12 protein-coding genes are annotated in these 14,417 nt (G+C 72.6%); 9 read left to right on the forward strand and 3 right to left on the reverse strand.

Features of this window, described 5'->3' with window-relative positions; all coding sequences use genetic code 11:
- Window positions 1–245: 245 nt before the first annotated feature.
- From NP777_RS12995 to NP777_RS13010, 4 genes are all read left to right on the forward strand, one after another.
- Window positions 246–1,406, forward strand: a complete 1,161-nt coding sequence (locus NP777_RS12995) for an acyl-CoA dehydrogenase family protein (protein WP_256650284.1) — start codon at window positions 246–248, stop codon at window positions 1,404–1,406.
- 86 nt (window positions 1,407–1,492) lie between these two features.
- Entirely contained in the window at window positions 1,493–3,076 is a 1,584-nt protein-coding gene (locus NP777_RS13000) for a 4-coumarate--CoA ligase family protein (RefSeq protein WP_256650285.1), read from the forward strand.
- A 113-nt stretch (window positions 3,077–3,189) separates the two neighbouring features.
- A complete protein-coding gene (locus NP777_RS13005) occupies window positions 3,190–4,080 on the forward strand; it encodes an enoyl-CoA hydratase family protein (protein WP_256650446.1) in 891 nt (296 codons plus the stop codon).
- Window positions 4,077–4,760, forward strand: a complete 684-nt coding sequence (locus NP777_RS13010) for a TetR/AcrR family transcriptional regulator (RefSeq protein WP_256650286.1) — start codon at window positions 4,077–4,079, stop codon at window positions 4,758–4,760. Before NP777_RS13005 ends, NP777_RS13010 begins: the two co-directional genes overlap by 4 nt.
- 48 nt (window positions 4,761–4,808) lie before the next feature.
- Here the strand turns inward: NP777_RS13010 and NP777_RS13015 are convergent, their stop codons facing one another.
- The gene (locus tag NP777_RS13015) at window positions 4,809–5,912 is read right to left on the reverse strand and encodes a citrate synthase 2 (RefSeq protein ID WP_256650287.1); all 1,104 of its coding nucleotides are present in this window, start codon (window positions 5,910–5,912) and stop codon (window positions 4,809–4,811) included.
- Between the two features lie 354 nt (window positions 5,913–6,266).
- On the opposite strand from NP777_RS13015, the gene pdxH reads away from it, so the two are divergent.
- Both pdxH and NP777_RS13025 read left to right on the forward strand, forming a co-directional pair.
- Window positions 6,267–6,965: a pyridoxamine 5'-phosphate oxidase gene (pdxH, locus tag NP777_RS13020; protein ID WP_256650288.1), complete on the forward strand. Its 699-nt coding sequence runs from the start codon at window positions 6,267–6,269 to the stop codon at window positions 6,963–6,965.
- A gap of 449 nt (window positions 6,966–7,414) precedes the next feature.
- On the forward strand, window positions 7,415–8,971 hold the full coding sequence (locus tag NP777_RS13025) for a PAS domain-containing protein (RefSeq protein WP_256650289.1): 1,557 nt from the start codon (window positions 7,415–7,417) through the stop codon (window positions 8,969–8,971).
- 129 nt (window positions 8,972–9,100) lie between these two features.
- Here NP777_RS13025 and NP777_RS13030 read toward each other — a convergent pair whose 3' ends face one another.
- Window positions 9,101–9,856 carry an SIS domain-containing protein gene (locus NP777_RS13030; RefSeq protein ID WP_256650447.1) on the reverse strand — a complete coding sequence of 252 codons (756 nt, stop codon included), beginning with the start codon at window positions 9,854–9,856 and terminating at the stop codon, window positions 9,101–9,103.
- A 152-nt stretch (window positions 9,857–10,008) separates the two neighbouring features.
- Here NP777_RS13030 and NP777_RS13035 point away from each other — a divergent pair, with 152 nt between their 5' ends.
- Both NP777_RS13035 and NP777_RS13040 read left to right on the forward strand, forming a co-directional pair.
- The gene (locus tag NP777_RS13035; protein WP_037958355.1) at window positions 10,009–10,701 is read left to right on the forward strand and encodes a metal-dependent transcriptional regulator; all 693 of its coding nucleotides are present in this window, start codon (window positions 10,009–10,011) and stop codon (window positions 10,699–10,701) included.
- A gap of 676 nt (window positions 10,702–11,377) precedes the next feature.
- On the forward strand, window positions 11,378–12,247 hold the full coding sequence (locus NP777_RS13040; RefSeq protein ID WP_256650290.1) for an alpha/beta fold hydrolase: 870 nt from the start codon (window positions 11,378–11,380) through the stop codon (window positions 12,245–12,247).
- 110 nt (window positions 12,248–12,357) lie between these two features.
- Here the strand turns inward: NP777_RS13040 and NP777_RS13045 are convergent, their stop codons facing one another.
- A complete protein-coding gene (locus NP777_RS13045; protein ID WP_256650291.1) occupies window positions 12,358–12,819 on the reverse strand; it encodes a hypothetical protein in 462 nt (153 codons plus the stop codon).
- Window positions 12,820–13,137: 318 nt separating this feature from the next.
- Between NP777_RS13045 and NP777_RS13050 the strand changes: the two genes are divergently transcribed.
- Complete coding sequence (locus tag NP777_RS13050) at window positions 13,138–14,325, forward strand: lactate 2-monooxygenase (protein ID WP_256650292.1); 1,188 nt, start codon at window positions 13,138–13,140, stop codon at window positions 14,323–14,325.
- The last annotated feature ends 92 nt before the right edge of the window (window positions 14,326–14,417 follow it).

Here is a 14,417-nt window from a genome sequence, read left to right on the forward strand (position 1 = left end):
TCCGCACCGTCCGTACGGACCGTACGGCCCGCACGCCGCGCACCGTCCGCACGCCGTCCGCGCGCCTCGCACCGTCCGCGCGCCTCGCACAGTCCGTACGGGCCACACCGTCCGTACGCGCCGCGCGGGACCACCGCGGCCAGCGACGCGACGCAGCACAGCCGGACCGCACAACGCACCGCAAGGGGCCCGCACAGCACAGCGCGCGTGGCCCGCACAACGCACGTACGTGGGAGGAGCCGTCCATGACCAGCCCGCACACGCCCGTGGACACCCCGGAGCGCGTCGCGCTCCGCGCCGCGGTGTCGTCCTTCGCCAAGGGACACGCCCCGGGCGGCCCCCAGGAGGGCGAGGGGGCCGCCGAACTATGGGCCGAGGCAGGAAAGCTGGGCTACCTCGGCGTCAACCTCCCCGAGGAGTATGGCGGCGGGGGCGGCGGCATCACCGAGCTGTCCATCGTCCTGGAGGAGCTGGGCGCGGCGGGCTGCCCGCTGCTCATGCTCGTCGTCTCGCCCGCCATCTGCGGCACCGTCATCGCCCGGTTCGGCACCGCCGAGCAGAAGGAGCGCTGGCTGCCAGGTCTGGCCGACGGCAGCCTCACCATGGCCTTCGGCATCACCGAGCCCGACGCCGGATCCAACTCGCACCGCATCACCACCACCGCCCGCCGGGACGAGGGCGGCGGCTGGATACTCAACGGCCGTAAGGTCTTCATCACCGGTGTGGACAAAGCCGACGCGATCCTTATTGTCGGCCGCACCGAGGACGCCAGGACCGGGAAGCTCAAGCCCTGCCTGTTCATCGTCCCGCGCGAGACCCATGGCTTCTCCCACCATCACATCCCCATGGAACTGGCCGCCGCGGAGAAGCAGTTCGAGCTGGTGCTGGACGACGTACGGCTGCCCGCCGACGCGCTGGTGGGCGACGAGGACGCCGGGCTGCTCCAGCTGTTCGCGGGGCTCAACCCGGAGCGCATCATGACGGCGGCGTTCGCGCTGGGCATGGGCCGCTACGCGCTCGACAAGGCCGTGGACTACGCCCGCACCCGCCAGGTGTGGAAGGAGCCCATAGGCGCCCACCAGGCGATCGCCCACCCCCTCGCCCAGGCCCATATCGAGCTGGAGCTGGCCCGGCTGATGATGGCGAAGGCGGCGTACCTGTACGACGCGGGCGATGACGCGGGCGCGGGCGAGGCCGCCAACATGGCCAAGTACGCGGCCGGGGAGGCCGCGGTGAAGGCGGTGGACCAGGCCGTGCACACCCTCGGCGGCAACGGCCTGACCGCCGAGTACGGGCTGGCGCGGCTGATCACGGCCGCCCGGGTGGCCCGGATCGCCCCCGTGAGCCGGGAGATGATCCTCAACTACGTCTCCCACCAGACCCTGGGCCTGCCGAAGTCGTACTGAGCGGGTGCCCGGACCACCGCGGTCGTACGGACCTCGTGGAGGGGGCAGAACGGACAGGTAGGTCCATCGAGCTGAGGGGAACGGCCATGGTGCTGCGCAGCGAGTATCCCGATGTACCGCCCGTCGATCTGCCCATCCACGACGCCGTACTGGCCCGCGCCGCCGAGGAGTTCGGCGATCTGACCGCGCTGGTGGACGGCGTGACCGGGGCGGCCCTGAGCTATGTCGCGCTGGACCGCGCGGCGCGCCGGATCGGGGCCGCGCTGGCCGAGGCGGGGGTGCGCAAGGGCGATGTGGTGGCCCTGCACAGCCCCAACTCGATCATGTACCCACCGGCGTTCTACGGCGCCACCCGCACCGGGGCCGCGGTCACCACGGTGCATCCGCTGGCCACGCCGGAGGAGTTCGCCAAGCAGCTCCGGGACGCGGCGGCGTCCTGGATCATCACCGTCTCGGCGCTGCTGGGCGTGGCCCGGCAGGCCGCCGAACCGGCGGGCGGGATACGGGAGATCTTCGTGTGCGACGAGGCGAGCGGCCATCGCTCGCTGCGCTCGATGCTGAGCGGCACCGCGCCCGAACCGGTGGTGGAGATCGACCCGGCCGAGGACATCGCCGTCCTGCCGTACTCCTCCGGCACCACCGGCACCCCCAAGGGCGTGATGCTCACCCACCGCAACGTGGCCACCAACCTCGCGCAGGTGGAGACGCTGGTGCCCAACCGGCCGGGGGAGCGGGTGCTGGCCGTTCTGCCGTTCTTCCACAGCTACGGCCTTACGGCGCTCATGAACGCACCGCTCCGCAACGGCGGCACGGTGATCGTGCTGCCCCGCTTCGAACTCGACACCTTCCTCGCGGCGATCGAGAAGCACCGCGCCCAGGCGCTGTACGTGGCCCCGCCGATCGTCCTCGCGCTCGCCAAGCACCCGGCGGTGGACGGCCATGACCTGTCGTCGGTGCGGTACGTGCTGAGCGCGGCGGCCCCGCTGGACGCCCGGCTCGCGGAGGCGTGCGCCCAGCGGCTCGGCGTACCGCCGCTGCTGCAGGCGTTCGGGATGACGGAGCTGTCCCCGGGCTCCCATCTGGTGCCGCGCGACGCGAAGAACGCCCCGCCCGGGACCGTCGGGAAGCTGCTCCCCAGCACCGAGATGCGCATCGTGGACCCGGACAACGGCGCGGACCTGGCCGTGGGCGAGGACGGCGAGATCGTCATCCGCGGCCCGCAGGTGATGAAGGGCTATCTGGGCCGCCCCGGGGACACCGACGCGATGATCGACGCCGAGGGCTGGCTGCACACCGGCGACGTCGGACATGTGGACGCGGACGGCTGGCTGTATGTGGTGGACCGGGTGAAGGAGCTGATCAAGTACAAGGGCTATCAGGTCGCCCCGGCCGACCTGGAGGCCGTGCTGCTCGCCCATGAGGCCGTCGTCGACGCCGCCGTGATCGGCGTGACGGACGGGGCGGGCAACGAGATCCCCAAGGCGTATGTGGTGCCCAGGCCCGGGACCCGGATCTCGGAGGACGACCTGATCGCGTACGTTGCCGGGCAGGTGGCCCCGTACAAGAAGGTGCGCCGCGTGGAGTTCACGGACGCCGTGCCGCGTTCGGCCACCGGCAAGATTCTCAGGCGTGAACTGCGCGCCAGGGAAAGGAGTTCGACCGCCCCATGACCGACGGCCCCACGACCGGCCCCACGGCCGACCGCCCGCTGACCGACGACCGTAAGGCCGATGGTTCCATGACCGATGGCTCCACGACCGACGGCTCCACGACCGACGGCTCCATGGCCGACGGCCCTACGGCCGATGCGCCGAAGGCTTTCGTACGGTCCGCCTTCGCGCGGGGTATCACCACGCTCACCCTGGACTCGCCGCACAACCGCAACGCCCTCTCCTCGCGCCTGGTCGCCGAGTTGCGCGCGGCGCTGGCGACGGCCGGGCGGGACGACCGGGTGCGGGCGGTGCTGCTCACCCACACCGGCACCACCTTCTGCGCGGGCGCGGATCTGAGCGAACCGCCCTCGGCTGCGGGGGCGTCCGGGCTGGTGGAGCTGTTGCGGTCGATCGTGGAGCTGCCCAAGCCGGTGGTCGCCCGCGTCACCGGGCACGTACGGGCCGGTGGGCTCGGGCTGCTCGGGGCCTGCGACATCTCGGCGGCCGGGCGCGGCGCCAGCTTCGCCTTCACCGAGGCGCGGCTCGGCCTCGCCCCGGCCGTCATCTCCATGCCGCTGCTGCCCCGGCTGGACCGGCGCGCGGCGGCCCGCTACTACCTCACGGGCGAGCGGTTCGACGCCGCAGAGGCGGCCCGCATCGGGCTGGTGACGCTCGCGGACCCGGAGGGGGACGCGGACGAGGCGCTGGCGCCCGTGCTCGACGGGCTGCGCCGGGGCTCCCCGCAGGGCCTGGCCGAGTCCAAGCGGCTGGTGACCGCCGATGTGCTGCGCGCCTTCGACCGGGACGGCGAGGCGCTGGCCGCGCTGTCGGCCCGCCTCTTCGCCTCCGAGGAGGCGCGTGAGGGCATGACGTCGTTCCTGGAGCGGCGCGACCCGGCGTGGGTGCGGCAGACGGCTTCCGACGCGGGGGCGATACCGGACACGGGGACGGCTCCGGACACGGGGGCGGCGGGGGACAGGGGGGCCGTAGGGAACACGGGCTCCGCCGGGGCGTCCCGATGACCCCCCGTACGGCCTTGCGCGACCCCAAGCAGGACCGCAGCCGCGCCACCCGCAGGCGGCTGCTGGAGGCCGCCGTGGCCTGCCTCGCCGAGCGCGGCTGGGCCGGTTCCACGGTCGCGGTGGTCGCCGAGCGGGCCGGGGTCTCGCGGGGCGCGGCCCAGCACCACTTCCCGACCCGTGAGGACCTCTTCACGGCCGCCGTCGAGCATGTCGCCGAGGAGCGCTCGGCGGAGCTGCGCGCACTCGCCGCCCCGCACGGGGAGGGCCGCGTCCCCGCGGTGGTCGAGGCGCTGATCACCCTCTACACCGGCCCGCTCTTCCGGGCCGCACTCCAGTTGTGGGTGGCGGCCTCGTACGAGGAGCAGTTGGGTGCCCGGGTGGCCGCCCTGGAGGCGAAGATCGGCCGGGAGACGCATCGGATGGCGGTGGAGCTGCTGGGCGCCGACGAGTCGGTGCCGGGCGTCCGGGAGGCCGTCCAGGGCCTGCTCGACATGGGACGGGGCCTGGGTCTGGCCAATCTGCTGACGGACGACGGCCACCGCCGGGAGCGGGTGGTGGCCCAGTGGTCGCGGATCCTGGAGGGGATCCTGACCCCGCGGGACCCGGACGACCACCCGGCCGGCGATCACCCGGCCAACGACCACCCGGCCAACGACTACCCCGCCCCGGCCGCCTCCTGACCTGCCGCGAGGCGTAACCCGCCGCGAGGCGACCTACCGCGAGCCGGCCTACCGCGAGGCGGTGTCCCCGTAGCCGTCGACCTCGTGCGGGCTGCGCGTGCCCGGACCGACGTACCGGGCCGACGGCCGCACCAGACGGCCGGTCCGCTTCTGCTCCAGGATGTGCGCGCTCCAGCCCGCCGTACGGGCGCAGGTGAACATCGAGGTGAACATGGGCGCCGGGACCTCCGCGAAGTCCAGCATGATGGCCGCCCAGAACTCCACGTTCGTCGCCAGCACCCGGTCCGGCCTGCGGTTGTGCAGCTCGTCCAGGGCAGCCCGCTCCAGCGCCTCGGCGACCTCGAAGCGCGGTGCGCCCAGCTCCTTGGCGGTGCGCCGCAGCACCCGCGCCCGCGGGTCCTCGGCGCGGTAGACCCGGTGGCCGAAGCCCATCAGCCGCTCGCCCCGGTCCAGTGCCTGCTTGACGTAGCGGGTGGCGTCCCCGGTGCGCTCGATCTCCTCGATCATGCCGAGCACCCGGGAGGGCGCACCGCCGTGCAGCGGCCCCGACATGGCGCCCACCGCGCCGGAGAGCGCGGCGGCCACGTCGGCGCCGGTGGAGGCGATGACGCGGGCGGTGAAGGTGGAGGCGTTCATGCCGTGCTCGGCAGCCGAGGTCCAGTACGCGTCGACGGCGGCCACATGCTTGGGGTCCGGCTCACCGCGCCAGCGCCGCATGAAGCGCTCCACGATGGTTCCGGCCTTGTCGATCTCCCGCTGCGGAACCATCGGCTTCCCCTGGCCACGGGCCGACTGGGCCACGTAGGACAGGGCCATCACCGCCGCGCGGGCCAGGTCCTCACGGGCCTGCTCCGCGTCGATGTCCAGCAGCGGTTTGAGGCCCCAGACGGGCGCGAGCATGGCCAGCGCGGACTGCACATCGACCCGGACGTCCCCGGAGTGGACCGGGATGGGGAACGGCTCGGCGGCCGGCAGCCCAGGGTTGAAGGCGCCGTCGACCAGCAGACCCCATACGTTCCCGAAGGAGACATGGCCCACCAGGTCCTCGATGTCCACGCCTCGGTAGCGGAGCGCGCCGCCTTCCTTGTCGGGTTCGGCGATCTCCGTCTCGAACGCGACGACTCCTTCGAGTCCGGGTACGAAGTCGGACATCAGGCGGCTCCTCATGATGCGGACGACGGTCGGCGGCGGACGGTGCCGGAAAGGTTACGCGGCCGCCTGACACGGCTCGCGGTCCGTACCGGTCACTCCGTGATGTGCCCCGTGCGGGTGGTGGTCACCCAACCGTGGCGGGGAGTGACCTCCGGGACACGGGGGGTGGTGCCTGCCCAGGCGCCGAACGGGCGGCGCGTGGTCCGCTCAGTCTGGTGGGTGTGCTGCCCATGGGGAAGCGTGAGAAGTGGCACATACCCTCCGGATCGCGGGAGGGTTACGGGGTGCCGGGGCGGGGGAGGGAGAGCGCTCTTCCGGGGCCGCCCGTGCGACGGACCGATGATGTTGCAAGATATGCCCGTGCCTCACGTTGACTCGGAGCCCTCGGCTTCCTCCGCGCGTACGTACGACCCGGCCGCCATGCGCGAGCACTACCGCGCGGCCGGCTTCGACGAGGCGGACCTGGCGGGTGATCCGTTCCGGCAGTTCACCCGGTGGTTCGAGGACGCCGTCGGCAGCGGGCTGTTCGAGCCGAACGCCATGGTCGTCTCGACGGCCGACGCACAGGGCCGCCCGAGCTCCCGCACGGTCCTGATGAAGAGCTTCGACGAGCGCGGCTTCGTCTTCTACACCAACTACGGCTCCCGTAAGGGGCGAGAGCTGGGCGAGAACCCGCATGTCGGGCTGCTCTTCCCCTGGCACCCCATCGCCCGGCAGGTGATCGTGACGGGCACCGCGCGGCGCACCGGCCGCGACGAGACGGCGGCGTACTTCCGCACCCGGCCGCACGGCTCGCAGCTGGGGGCGTGGGCGAGCTCGCAGTCCACGGTGGTGGGCTCGCGGGAGGACCTGGACCGCTCGTACGAGGAGCTGGCGGACCGCTATCCGCCGGGCGAGCAGGTGCCGGTGCCGCCGGAGTGGGGCGGGTTCCGGGTGGTGCCGGAGGCGGTGGAGTTCTGGCAGGGCCGGGAGAACCGGCTGCACGACCGGCTGCGGTACGTCCGGCTGCCCGAGGAGGAGGGCGGCTGGCGAGTGGAGCGGCTGTACCCGTAAGGGGGCGCCGACGGCCGTAAGGGCCTCGTGCGGGGCCGCCCCGTCTCGGGGCTCGGCCTCGAGAACGCCCTGAGAACGCGGACAACCCGCGGGTCTCTCCCCTGACGCCCTTGAGGCGGAAGGGGGCCGGTCGGACGTACCGGCGACCCGCGGGTCGGGTGACTGCTTGGGATTGGCCGGCTGCGCACCTCTCGTGCGCCGGTCCGGCGAATGCGCTGAGCGCGACGACGGACTGCTAGCCCGCAGTCACCTCACGCGTCCGGATTTCATACATCTGCCGAACCACCTCCCTTCTCGTGTACCGCCACCCTAAGAACCCCCTCCTGCCACACACAAGCGAATTTCCGTGAGGCAACGATTTCGACGAATGCGGTGTGGCGCGTGTCACGTTCGAGTTCAATGTCCGACGTGCCCCACCACAGACAGCCACGTCCAGCAAGGGGTGTCAGGTGAGCGCTTCACAACGTTCCGAACCCGCACGTCCAGCGCGTTCCGCCCGGTCCTCGCGGGGGGTCCCGGGACAGCCGGGCGCGGCCCCGTCGGCGTCCGGCCACCCCGACTGCCCGGACGGCTCCGGGCGGCCCGACTCCGAACTGCTCGCCGCGCTGCTCGACGGGATGGACGCCGCCCTGTGCGCGTTCGACGCCGAGGGCACGGTGACCCACTGGAACCACGAGGCCGAGCGCATCCTCGGGTGGACGGCGGCGGAGGCGGTCGGCCGCAAGGGGCTGGGCGGCTGGGCGGCCCGCCCGGGGGACGCCCGGGACGTCGAGGCGCGCCTTACGGAGGCCATGGGCGCCACGGGACGCCGGGTGCACGAGTTCGCGCTGCTGACCAAGGACGGCGGCCGGGTCCTGGTCCGTACGCAGTCCTCGGGGGTGCCGGGCGCGGACGGCCGCCCGGCCGGGGTGTACTGCGCCTTCAGCGAGGTGCACGCCCAGGTCGACCTGGAGCGTTCGATCGCGCTGAGCGAGGCGCTGCTGGACGACGCGTCGTGGAACGTGGTCCTGGTCGACGCGGATCTGCGGGTGGCCGTCGTCAACGCCAACGCGGCGGGCGCGCTGCGCACCGCCCGTAAGGCCGCGCCCGGACGGCCGCTGGGGGACTTCCTGGACCAGGGGATGGAGGAGGTGGAGGCCGCGCTCCAGCACGTCCTGGCGGAGGGCGCGCCCCCGGCGCCCACCGAGCTGTGGGTGACGCTGCGGGACGCCGACCCCGACCCGGCGGACGGCTTCGAGGGCGCGGAGGGCGTGCGCTACGAACTGCTCGACGACGACGAGGCGGTGCGCGGCGAGGGCACCGACCGGGGCGAGGCCGGGGCGGCGGCGCGGCGCCGCTGCTGGCGCAGCGGCTTCCTCCGGCTGGCCTCACCGCTCACCGAGGAACCGGCGCCGCTCGGGGTGGCCTGGATCTTCCAGGACGTGACGGAGGTGAAGGGCCAGGAGCAGGAGAGCGCTCGGATGCGCTTCCGGGGCAACCAGCTGCACCGGGCGGCGCGGGCGGCGGCCGAATGCGAGGACCCGATGGAGGCGGCCTCGGTCCACCTGGACTTCGCGCTGGCGGGCTTCGCCGACCATGCCCTGATCGACCTGGTCCTGGACCCGCCGCCGGGCGCCCCGGCGGACCGGATCCGGCTGGTCCGGGCGGCGGCCACGCCCACCGGCGCCCCCGGCCCCTGCCCGCCCGTCGTCCCGGGCGGCATCCCGCTGGCCTACCCGGAGAGCCATCCGGCGCTCCAGGCGGTCGAGCGCTGCGGTTCGGTACGGGCGAGCGCGAGACGCTCGGACGAGTCGGGGGCGGTCCAGTGGGCGACGGCCCGCAAATGGCCGGAGGGCGCGGTGCACGGCCTGTGCGCGGTGCTGCGCAGCCGCGGCCGCACCCTCGGCGTGGTCACCTTCCTGCGCACCTCGAGCCGCCGGGCCTTCGACCGGACGGACGCGACATACGCGGAGGACGTCGCGGCCCGGGTCGCGGCCTCGGTGGACCTGGCCGTACGCAGGCCCTGACGCCGCGCCGGGCGGCGCCCACAGGGGGCGCACGCCGACGGATCACCGGGCGGCGGGCCGTGACCGGGCGGTGGGCCGTGGCCGGCGGCGGACCTTCACCGGCCGCGGGCCTTCACCGGCCGCGGGCCGTTACCGCCGGTAGAAGATCCGGTCCCCGTACTCGGTCATCACCTTACGGTTCCACTCGTGCCCGCCGTCCACGTTCCCCGACCTCAGCATGGGCGGCTCGATCCCGCGCTCGGCCAGTTCCCCGATCCCGGCCGCCACCATGGACTGCATGATCGCGCTCGTCACGACGGTGGACGCGGGCGCGAAGGGCGCGCCGACGCCGTCCGCCGTGAGCTCCGCGTCCCCGACCGCGATCTTGTTGTCGACGACCAGGTCGCAGTGGTCCTTGAGGAAGCCACCGGAGGGGTTGCGCGGGGTCGTGCCGGTCGCGTAGCCGACCGAGGTCAACCCGATCACCTTGATGCCGCGCTCCCGCGCGCTGATGGCCATCTCCACGGGCAGGGCGTTGCGCCCGGACAGCGAGATCACGATCAGCAGGTCCCCGGCCTTGAGCGGGCTGCTGTCGAGGACGGTCGTGGCGAGCCCGTCGACGCGTTCGAGCGCGCTGCCCAGGGTGGCGGGGACGACGTCCACGCCCACCGCACCCGGTACCGGCAGCAGGTTCATCAGCGCGAGCCCGCCCGCGCGGTAGACGACGTCCTGAGCGGGCAGGGAGGAGTGCCCGGCGCCGAACGTGAAGAGGCGGCCGCCCGCGGCGACGGTATCGGCGATCAGGGTGCCCGCCGCGGCGATATGCTCGCCCTCCTCGTCCCGCACCTGCCGCAGTAGGCCGATGGCCGCGTCGAAGAATTGCCCGGCCGGCTTGGACTCGCTCATCAACGCGTCGCCTTCCTCGTGGGGGGTTTCGATCATGACGCTGTGAATAGCAGCCCGGTCCCTTGCGGCGGAAGGGGCCGACTCGGCCCCGTTGTCGGTGGGATGCGTCAGAATTGGTTGAGGGCCACCGCACGACACTTCGAGGGGCACGCATGTCCGGACTGATCGACACCACGGAGATGTATCTCCGCACCATCCTCGAGCTCGAGGAGGAGGGCGTGGTCCCCATGCGCGCCCGGATCGCGGAGCGGCTCGAGCAGAGCGGTCCGACGGTCAGCCAGACGGTGGCGCGGATGGAGCGCGATGGGCTGGTCACGGTCGCGGGCGACCGCCATCTGGAGCTGACCGAGGAGGGTCGCCGGCTGGCCACGCGCGTGATGCGCAAGCACCGGCTCGCGGAGTGCCTGCTCGTGGATGTGATCGGGCTGGAGTGGGAGCAGGTCCACGCCGAGGCGTGCCGCTGGGAGCACGTGATGAGCGAGGCGGTGGAGCGGCGGGTGCTGGAGCTGCTCCGCCATCCGACCGAGTCGCCGTACGGAAACCCGATTCCGGGCCTGGAGGAGCTGGGCGAGAAGGCCGAGGCCGATCCGTTCCTGGACGAGTCCATGGTGAGCCTGCGTGAGCTGGAGCCGGGTTCGGAGGGCAAGACGGTGGTGGTGCGCCGCATCGGCGAGCCCATCCAGGCCGACGCCCAGGTGATGTACACGTTGCGGCGGGCCGGGGTGCAGCCGGGCTCCGTGGTGAGCGTCACCGAGTCGGCGGGCGGGGTGCTGGTCGGCAGCAGCGGTGAGGCGGCGGAGCTGGAGGCGGAGATCGCCTCGCATGTCTTCGTGGCCAAGCGCTGACCTTCCCTGACCTCGCTTCCCGCACCGCACCGCACCGGCCTCGCCTTCCCGCACCGGGCTGACCTCGCCTTCCCGCAGCGCACCGACTTCGCTTCCCACAGCGCGCTGACCTCGCTTCCCAACACCGCGCGAACACGCCCCCGCGCGACCTCCGGCGCCTCGACACGCTGACCGATACACCCGGTTCAAGTCATTCAGCCGTCACGACCTGCGACGACGGATTTTCCGGATACCGGAGTCGACAGAAACCGAGCGGGCCGGGCCGCCGCGTGCGACGCTGTCGCTGACGCTCGGATCGTCAGGGGAGGGGGTCCGGTGGGCCCGATGGGCTGCGCCGCTGAGGGGGTGTTCTTCGGCGAGGGCCCCGGTGCCGTCAGGTGCCGGGGCCCCGCTTCCCCATGTCCCCCCGCTGGGCCCCGGTGCGTACGGACCGCGCGAACGCGGCCGGTGCGACCCGGGGCCCTGGTGACCCGGAGCCCCGAGCTCCCAGGGTCGTCCCCCGCGGACTCCCTTCCCCGAGCAGTCCGCCTCCCGCTAGCTGTCTCCCCCAGGCGCAGACGATCAATCCCCGAGCACGGTCACTCGAACGAGGGGTCTTGAACGCCAATGCCCCGTGTTCGAATATGAGTTCGATACTGTGAGGGTGTTCGAGAGAGGGTTGGAGGTGCCAGACCACATGGTGCGACGTATCGAAGTGAGCGGGGCCGGCGGCGTGCGGCTCGCCGCCTGGGAGTTCACCGATCCGCCCAAGGCAGGCGCTGGCCGCGAGGGAGCGCGAGGCCCCGGAGTGCTGTTGCTCCATGGGCTGCTGGGCCGGGCCGCCCACTGGGCGGAGACGGCCCGCTGGCTCTCCACCCGCCATCGGGCGGTCGCCCTCGACCAGCGCGGCCATGGCCGCAGCGAGAAGCCGGCCGAGGGGCCGTTCGACCGCTCCACCTATGTGGACGACGCCGAGGCGGCCGTGGAGCAGCTCGGCCTCGCCCCCGTGACCCTGATCGGCCATGCCATGGGCGCCCTCACCGCCTGGCAGCTGGCCGCCCGCCGCCCCGATCTGGTCCGGGCGCTGGTCATCTGCGATATGCGGGCCTCGGCCCTCGGCGCCGCCTCACAGCGCGAGTGGGCCGAGTGGTTCCGCTCCTGGCCGGTGCCGTTCGCCACCCTCGCCGATGTGCGCAAGTGGTTCGGCGAGGACGATCCGACGCTGGAGCGGCCGAATCCGCCCCGGGGCGACTTCTTCGCCGAGGTCATGGCCGAGCGCTCGGACGGCTGGCGCCCGGCGTTCTCCTGCCGCCAGATGCTGAAGATCCGTGACACCTGGGTCCATGACGCCCATTGGGAGGAGCTCGCGCTGGTCGAGTGCCCCACCCTGGTCGTGCGCGGGCTGGACGGTCAGCTGGGTCGCGCGGAGGCACAGGAGATGGTCCGCGTACTGCCCCGGGGGGAGTACGCGGAGGTGGTGGACGCGGGCCATCTCGTCCACTACGACCAGCCGGACGGCTGGCGCCGCGCCGTGGAGCCCTTCCTGGCCTCGGTCCTGCCCGTCTGACGCCACCGCGGTGCCCAAGCCCGGTGATGCGGCACCCGGTTCAGTACGTCCCGTTCGGTGCTTCCCGTTCGGTGCTTCCCGTTCGGAACGTCCCGTTCAGTGCGTCCCGTTCAGAACGTCCAGACGAAGGGCTCGCCGCCGATCTCCGTCCACATGACCTGGACCGACCTCGCCCGCGCCGGAATCAGGAAGGTGTTGCAGAGCAGATAGCTCTGCCCGCTCCGCCAGTTCTTGATCTCATCCGAGTCCGCGCAGCCCTTGGGCCGTCCGGCGTCGCCGCCGGTGACCTTCGCTCCCCGCCGCCCGTCCGCGTACACCTCCGCGTAGTCCCCGACCCGCGGATACTCCCTCACCGTGGCCCCGCGCACATGGGTGTACTTCACTTGGGCCACCGCGGGCACCTTGCCCTCGGCGTCCGCCGGGTTCGACACCAGCGCCCTCGCCTCGGCCGCCGTGCCGATGTCGACCTTCTGCGCCGCGATCCGGTAGGTGGGCTCGACCCCGGTGTCCTCCTTGAACGCACGCGCACCGGCCTGGCCCGGCGCGAGCGGCGGCTCACCGTCCGATCGCATACCGACCCTCTGCGCACCGCTCCGGTGACCATCGGTGACACCCGAGCGGGAAGAGTGCCGTGCGTTCCCGGAAGTATCGCCCTTTTCGCCGAATGGTCCGCACGCGGTCAGGGCGAGAGCCAGTACGGCAACGGGCGCGCCGGTACGCAGCCACGTTGTCTTGGTCAACGGCAAGTGGAACTCCAATGCGGGAACGTGACCTCATCGCGTTCCGGGGTGATCTCTTGAACGCGATCGACGGTTCGTCGATCCTACGAGTCCTCTACTCCCTTACAACAATGGGAAATTGACCAGTAATGGACAGGTGAAGGGAAGCGCATGATCGGTGGCGACATCATGGAACCGGAACCCGGCAAGGACTGGGCGGCGTTTCAGTACGAGATCTATCTGAACGGGATGACCGGCGCCGTCCCCCGGCTTCCCGCGGATCTCACCCGGCTCGAGGAGCTGGCCGAGGCGCGGCTGGGGCCCGGACCGGTGGGCTATGTGGCGGGCAGCGCGGGCAGCGGCAGCACCGAGCGGGCCAACCGGGCGGCGCTGGACCGGCATCGGATCGTGCCCCGGATGCTCCGCGACGTACGGCGGCGGAATCTGTCGGTCGAGCTGTTCGGCACCCGGCTGCCCGCGCCGCTCGCGCTCGCGCCGATCGGGGTGCTGTCGATCATGCACCCGGAGGCCGAGTGCGCGGCGGCGCGGGCGGCCGCGGCGCAGGGCGTGCCGTTCATCCTCTCCTCCGCCTCCAGTACGCCCATGGAGCGGGTGGCGGAGGCGATGGGCGACGGTGAGCGGTGGTTCCAGCTCTACTGGGGCAAGGACCGGGAGGTCACCAGGAGCTTTCTGAGCCGGGCCAAGTCCTGTGGCTTCACGGCCCTGGTGGTCACCCTCGACACCCCGCTGCTGGCCTGGCGGCCGCGCGACCTCGACCAGGCGTATCTGCCGTTCCTGCACGGTGTTGGCACCGCCAACTACTTCACCGATCCGGCGTTCCAGGCCGGGCTCACCAAGCCGGTCCACGAGGACCGGGACGCCGCGGTGCTGCACTTCGTGCAGCTGTTCGGCGACCCCGGGAAGACCTGGGAGGACCTGGCCTTCCTGCGCGAGCACTGGGACGGCCCGATCGTGCTCAAGGGTGTGCTGCACCCCGAGGACGCCCGGCGCGCGGCGGACGCGGGGATGGACGGGGTCGTCGTGTCCAACCACGGCGGCCGCCAGGTGGGCGGCTCGATCGGGGCGGCCGACGCGCTGCCGGGGGTGGTGGCGGCGGTCGGCGACCGGCTGGCGGTGCTCTTCGACAGCGGAGTGCGCACCGGTGACCATGTGTTCAAGGCGCTCGCCCTGGGCGCCCGCGCGGTGCTGCTGGGGCGGCCGTACGCCTATGGGCTCGGGCTGGACGGGCAGCCGGGGGTGGAGCATGTGATCCGCGCGCTGCTGGCCGAGTTCGAGCTGACGCTGGCGCTGTCGGGCCATACCGATGCCGCGGGGCTCACCCCGGAGGCGCTCGGCTGACAATTACCTTCGGCTTTCAACTTGTCAGCGGTGCCCGGCCTTCAACTTGTCGGCTACACCGGTCCATCGGCGACTCGCCGAGTGGCCGCCGG

The organism is Streptomyces rugosispiralis, assembly GCF_024505145.1.
GTDB lineage: Bacteria > Actinomycetota > Actinomycetes > Streptomycetales > Streptomycetaceae > Streptomyces > Streptomyces rugosispiralis.

Bases quoted from the DNA above. Each gene is read 5' to 3' on its own strand.
- NP777_RS13030 (WP_256650447.1), bottom strand. From the start codon at position 9,856: ATGAGCGAGTCCAAGCCGGCCGGGCAATTCTTCGACGCGGCCATCGGC.
- NP777_RS13000 (WP_256650285.1), top strand. From the start codon at position 1,493: ATGGTGCTGCGCAGCGAGTATCCCGATGTACCGCCCGTCGATCTGCCC.
- NP777_RS12995 (WP_256650284.1), top strand. From the start codon at position 246: ATGACCAGCCCGCACACGCCCGTGGACACCCCGGAGCGCGTCGCGCTC.
- NP777_RS13035 (WP_037958355.1), top strand. From the start codon at position 10,009: ATGTCCGGACTGATCGACACCACGGAGATGTATCTCCGCACCATCCTC.
- NP777_RS13015 (WP_256650287.1), bottom strand. From the start codon at position 5,912: ATGTCCGACTTCGTACCCGGACTCGAAGGAGTCGTCGCGTTCGAGACG.
- NP777_RS13005 (WP_256650446.1), top strand. From the start codon at position 3,190: ATGGCCGACGGCCCTACGGCCGATGCGCCGAAGGCTTTCGTACGGTCC.
- NP777_RS13010 (WP_256650286.1), top strand. From the start codon at position 4,077: ATGACCCCCCGTACGGCCTTGCGCGACCCCAAGCAGGACCGCAGCCGC.
- NP777_RS13045 (WP_256650291.1), bottom strand. From the start codon at position 12,819: ATGCGATCGGACGGTGAGCCGCCGCTCGCGCCGGGCCAGGCCGGTGCG.
- NP777_RS13050 (WP_256650292.1), top strand. From the start codon at position 13,138: ATGATCGGTGGCGACATCATGGAACCGGAACCCGGCAAGGACTGGGCG.
- pdxH (WP_256650288.1), top strand. From the start codon at position 6,267: ATGCCCGTGCCTCACGTTGACTCGGAGCCCTCGGCTTCCTCCGCGCGT.
- NP777_RS13040 (WP_256650290.1), top strand. From the start codon at position 11,378: ATGGTGCGACGTATCGAAGTGAGCGGGGCCGGCGGCGTGCGGCTCGCC.